At 57.1% G+C, this 5,498-nt stretch carries 3 protein-coding genes; all 3 read right to left on the bottom strand.

All coding sequences use genetic code 11. The annotated features are described in order from the left end of the window. Positions 1-349: site-specific integrase (locus SV253_07825; GenBank protein ID MDY6775965.1), on the bottom strand; the 349-nt coding region annotated here is incomplete at its 3' end. 586 nt (positions 350-935) lie between these two features. Next, the gene (locus SV253_07820; GenBank protein MDY6775964.1) at positions 936-2,618 is read right to left on the bottom strand and encodes an ATP-dependent helicase; all 1,683 of its coding nucleotides are present in this window, start codon (positions 2,616-2,618) and stop codon (positions 936-938) included. Beyond that, on the bottom strand, positions 2,615-5,498 hold a 2,884-nt coding region (locus SV253_07815; GenBank protein ID MDY6775963.1), incomplete at its 5' end, for a hypothetical protein. The genes SV253_07820 and SV253_07815, both read right to left, overlap by 4 nt.

The raw sequence follows: 5,498 nt of genomic DNA, 5'->3' as shown, positions 1-5,498 counted from the left end.
AGACGTCGACGTATGGTTCAGACGGTGCTATGTCTCTCTCTTTAGCGTAGTTCTCAAGTTCACGTTTCACACCGTCGGGAACGTAGGCGTCTCTTGTGGCTTTCTCGCCGCCCTTAGTGTTCTTACCTCGTACTTCGAGTTCCCAGTACTCTCCGTCGTCGTTGTACTGTAGACCCCGAGGTCGAGCCGTAGGTACACCGCTGGCTCGAAGCCCGACCTTACCCATCAAGAGCACGGCTATCCTACGCTTCCAGTCTTCTTCGCGTGCCTGTCGAGATAGGAGGTCGACCTCGTCGGGATAGGATAACCAGCATTTCACCTCGTCGCCTGAGTCGTCTATACGCACCATACACGGATGTTTAACTTAGCGTGTAAAAAGACTGTTGGAGAGGGTGTACCCCGAGGTGAGATGGGGTATATATGGGTTGACCTCGGGTGTTCGTACACGGTTAATTGTACAATGCGTGTAACAACTAACCAACATTTCTAATAATTCTCTAGATCTGTTGGTTAGCCACGAGGGTTCGTTTGTAGGCGGGGGTGACCCCGATACGGTTCACTCGTTTGTTCCAGGGGGGGGTGGAACACAAATGCCTCTCCAAGGCGCGCGCGCGCGCGACCCCCTCCCCCCCACTCCCCCTCTCTTCATATCCATGAGTGTGTGTAAAAAAGAGGGGGGGGGAGTGTGGGGGGGAGGGGGATGGGGGGAGGGGTGGAACAAGCCCCTTTTTCTCGGCGTTGTCTTGCGGGTTTTTTGTGTTCCAGGGGTTTTGGGGGGGTGGAACACAGAAACTACGGAACTATGCCGTCGCGAAGGGAGAAAGGGAGTTAGGTGTCGAGGGGGAGGTCTCGTGTGCACGCGAAAAAAGAGCCCCACCAGGCAAACTTGGGAACGAGGAAGAGAACCTCGACTCGTGGAGACGGCTTAAAAAGAGTTAGCGGCTGAGAGGCGGGAACTCTTCCCCGCCGAAGAAGTCGTGAACTACCCTAAGCCGGTCGGACGCCCTCGAGGCACCAACGTAGAAAATCCTCTCTTCTTCCGCCTGGGAGTCGCCCTGGTACCGCTGTAACATCTTCTGGGAGTAGTCGGGGAAGAGGAGGACACTATCCGCCTCAAGACCTTTCGCGGCGTGTATCGTGCCTATACGGACGTCTCTCGGCGCGTGTGAAGCGTCACTCTGTAAGGCGGCGCGGATTATGTCGTACTGCCATTCCTTAAGGTCGAGCGTTGAAAGTAACCCTTCCCTCGTGTCAACGCCAAACCACTCGAAGAGGTCGTCTTTGTCTACACCCTCGGCGTCTATCTTCCGGCGTGCCGTCTCGCGTATAACACCCTCTTCCCCTTGACTGAGTACTTCCTCGACTGCCTCCTCGAGGCCCGGTGTATCAAGAGGTCGCCCCGCCTCAACCCCCCTCAGGACTTTGTAGATCTCGGCGGCGGGGGATCTCCAGCGTTGGTGCGACCGAGACAGTCCAAAGTAGGGCACGCCCTCTTCCCTGAGAGCTTCCCCAACCTCCGAGACGAAGTGATTAGCCCGGGATAACAGGTACACGTCGCCGTCAGTCGCGTCGACTTCGTCTTTGACGAGGTCGGCTAACCCGTGCGACGTCTCGACGGTCAGATGTTCCACATCCCCCCCAGTCTGGGCGGGTTCCATTATCTCGTCTTCGTCGCGGTCATCGTCTCCGTCGACGCACAGGCTGCGATTTGCCGCCTCGACGACCTCGGATGGGCAACGCCGAGACTGCTTTTGTGGCTCGACCCTGTGGACGTCCGTGCCCCGGAAGTACTTGGGATCCGCCCCACGGAACCCGTATATACTCTGGTCGGCGTCCCCGGCGATGTAGATACGGCTTATATCACCCTCGTCGCGCCAAACCTTATACAGCTTGTACTGGAGGGGAGAGAGGTCTTGGAACTCGTCGATAAACAGGTAGTCCGCGTGTGGTGTGAGTCGTGCCTCGACGGCGTCGTGCACGTAGTCGTCGTGCTGTAAGTACTTGTTTTCCTCTTTCCACTCGTCGAACCGGCGCATAATCTCTTCAATCCGAGAAGGCGGCTGGTCGATCTCGACGGGCGCGTGTTGGTTGTACTCGTAGCCCCACACCTTAGCCCGCAGAAAGTTGTAGGCAGCTATAATATCGTTCCCCGTGTCGCCGCCGGGATCCTCCCCGCGCTCGAGAGCCTCGAGAGGGTCTTTTGCCCTAACCTCGTAGTTGATGTAGGGAAACTCTTTCCTGAAGAACCGGCTGAACTTGTCGGGGTCTTTCTGTTGACTTATCAGATCCCACTCTTCGTTGAACTCGTCGGTTTCGTAGACCTCACCGATAACTTGCCCGAGGGCGGCACCGTGAACTGTTGTCACCGCTTTCTCGACGTCGTCGGGATCCTCGGCAAATATGCCCTTTAGTCTCTCTTCGGCGTCTCGTCGAGCCGATCTTGAGAAGGTCATAAACTTCACGTCCCAGGGTTTGATGTCCTCGACGTCACGGAGCCTTTTGATATGCTGTAACAACTGGTAGGTCTTCCCGCTCCCGGGCGCGCCGTCTATTTTTGTGATTCGGGGGGTTCCCGTGTCTGTGTTGGCGTCGTCGTCGCTGCCTGTGTTGGTACTCATACCCCCACCCCCTCGTCTTCACCTGGTTCGTCGTCGGGAGAGTATAGTGGTTCCCCCCCCTCGTAGAGAGTTTTCTGGGCATTAAAGACCCATACGTGGCGGCTGTGTCTGTCGGGGGACGCGCGTACCTTCTTCGATGTACAGAGGAGAATATCGCGCTCACGGAGTTCCTTGGAAACATTGAACTCGATCCCGGCTTCTTCTATCTTATCTTGGATGTAGCTTCCCGGGACTAACACAGCCTCGTCGTTGACGTCGTCGAGTCCGCCACCAGAGGGCGAATATATGGCATAGTTACTGTTCCAGTCGAACGCGTCGAAGCGGTCGTTCCAGTCCACGGCGTGGAACCGACCGCTGTTAAGGTCGTCGAGTATACTCTCGATGAACGTCTCTTTCTCGACGTTGACCTCGGGATCCTTCGGGTCGGCTACATCGATCCAGAACTCCGTGAGCTCCATCCACGCCTCAGAATCCACCTCAGTTGTTACCAAAAACTGACTGAGGTACTCGTTTAAAAACGGCGTAGGGCTTTGGTTGTTAAGTCCCGCCGCCTCGAACTCGAAAGTTTGTGTGGTGTGTTCCGGAGAGTCTTCTGGGGGTTCCATGCTTACGACCCACACCGCGCCTTCCTCGTCGGGGTACACGACAACATCTTCCGTCCGCTCTATGAGACCTTGGGTGGTCTCGTCGCGCATTAGCTCAGCCCAACGGTCGGGGTCGTCTTCTTTTTTCGCGAGGGCGTCCTGGAACGCCTTCTTTACACCTTCCTTGACCTCGGGGGTGTCGGGTTTGGGGGCGACGTCCGCGGCGGCGGAAGCTACCTTAAGCCGGGTCTGGCGAGACTCCCACGCGCCCTTATCCAGAGTTTCTGAGTAGACCTTACTCCCTTGTTTTAGAACAGATAGACGGGCTTGGCGTCCCGACACCGGCGTAATACGGAGGGTGTAGCCACCCCCCATATCAAAGGTCGGCACGTTGGATATATCCCATCCGTGTTTTATCCCTTCGTCCTCGAGAGCCTCGAGAGCCCCTTTTCGACTCTCTTGATCGGGGAAGTCGAGATATGTCCCGCCGTCGTCCCCTTCTCTCTCAATGAAGTCGTCTTCGTCTACAACGCCAAGAGCCACAGCCCCCTTACGAACTGCCCAGAGTGGCGTCCTCTCGTATTTGGTGCCGTCCGGTTTTGGCGTGTCTTTTTCCGGGACGTAGACCGGTATATCGTAGCCTTCCTCACGTAGACCGTCTACGGCACGCCACCAGTCCTCTCCCGAGAGGTCGGCGTCGGCGTTTCTGACTATACCTTGTCCGAGTCCGTAGGCTTTTGCGACCCTTCCGCCGCCGCCGTCGTTATCTATGAAGTTGTTTGCGGCGTCGGGGACGGCACAGGATTTCCCGCTCGCACTCGCACGCCATGACGGGTCAAATGTCGTTTCCCCGCTACGGCTTGATGTATCCCAGGCGTCCGAGGCGTACTTCCTTACGACTTCGCGGATGCCTATATCCTCGACGGCATTTTGTACGTCGTCGAAGAACGGCGTCACTTCCGCCCCCTCGAAGTCGACACCTTCCTCTCGGCGTTCGGCGCGTTTCTCGGCGGCGCGTTTCGCACGTTCTTCCCTCCGTCGTTCTTCCTCTTCTTTTGCCTCGAGGTACGCACTCAGACGTCCTTCCCACGTCTCACCGTCGTACTCACCGAAGAGCTCCTCGACGAGCTCCTCGAGGGGATCCTCGGTCGCGACAGGCGCGGTGAAACCCTCAGCCCACTCGGCTGTCTCGTCTATGAGAGTGTCGTCTACGCTCTCGAGAGGCACAAAGTCGTAGGATATGCCTTCAGTCTCGAGAGGGTGTACGACGCCGTCTATGCCCTTGTGTAGGCTAAGGGGAGCCTTGTACTGTCTGTTAACGTTGACGAGTTTATCCGCTTTACACAATTCCTCAGCGGGTGTTCCTTTAATAATCTCCTTTGCCGTTTCTCCGACCCAATCGCGTGCCTTTTCCGCTAACTCAGAGAACACCTTCCCGCGTTCTTCCCCGTCGAACTCCTCGGCTATTGGTGCCGTCACCTGGGGGCGGACGAAGACATACGCGCCTCCCACCGAGTCGAGGGTGAAAACCTGTGACTTGTCACCGACGAGACAGCCGAACGCGTCGACAAAGTCGCTAATAACCCGCTCGAACTTCTCTTTTTTCTCCGAGGTGAGGGGTCTCTCTTTGTGTTCATCTTTGAGGTCTATGTCGACGAAGAGACTGAACGCCTCTATGTCCTCGTAGTTAGGCAGCGGGCTCCCGTCGCGGAACTCGGTTCCCTCGTCGGTCGTTCGGCATGGTTCCGCACCCCGCAGTACTTCTGGGTCTTGGTAGTTCAAAACCGAGTAATAGTGTCGGTCTATGCGGCTGGAAAACTCGTCAGTGTCAACGACGAGGTCGAAAGGTCGAGCCCGTTCGTCGTAGCCTTCGTCTATCAGGTCGACGTCGGTCTCTTTCTGTTTTTTATACCACCCGTGGTGGTCATAGACTCCGAGGCTATGCGCCCCGTCAGACTCCCCGAGTGTCTCAAGCACAGGCTTAATACGGTCGTAGTGTTCGTCGACGTCGTCCGTAGCCGGATCCGTTTCGGTTTCTGGTTCGGGGGCGGATTCCGGTACCGTTTCCGGCTTCGGCTCGGCGGGTTCTGCCGCGTCTTCGGGTTCCGAAGCGGGAGCGGGAGCGGGATCTTCGGCGAGCTCGTACCCGCCAAAGCCTTTCTCAATCTCGGGATCTTCGGCGAATATGTCGCGTATCTCGGCTTCGGTTCCGACGTCGTCGAGTACCGTCTTGACTTCCGACGTCGAGAGCGTTTCGGGTCGGCGTCCCCTTTCCGCCTCGAACTCGTCGAGGGCA

The sequence above is a fragment of the Candidatus Afararchaeum irisae genome, from assembly GCA_034190545.1.
GTDB classification, from domain to species: Archaea; Halobacteriota; Halobacteria; order Halobacteriales; family Afararchaeaceae; genus Afararchaeum; species Afararchaeum irisae.
This window is presented reverse-complemented; position numbering and strand designations above follow the sequence as displayed.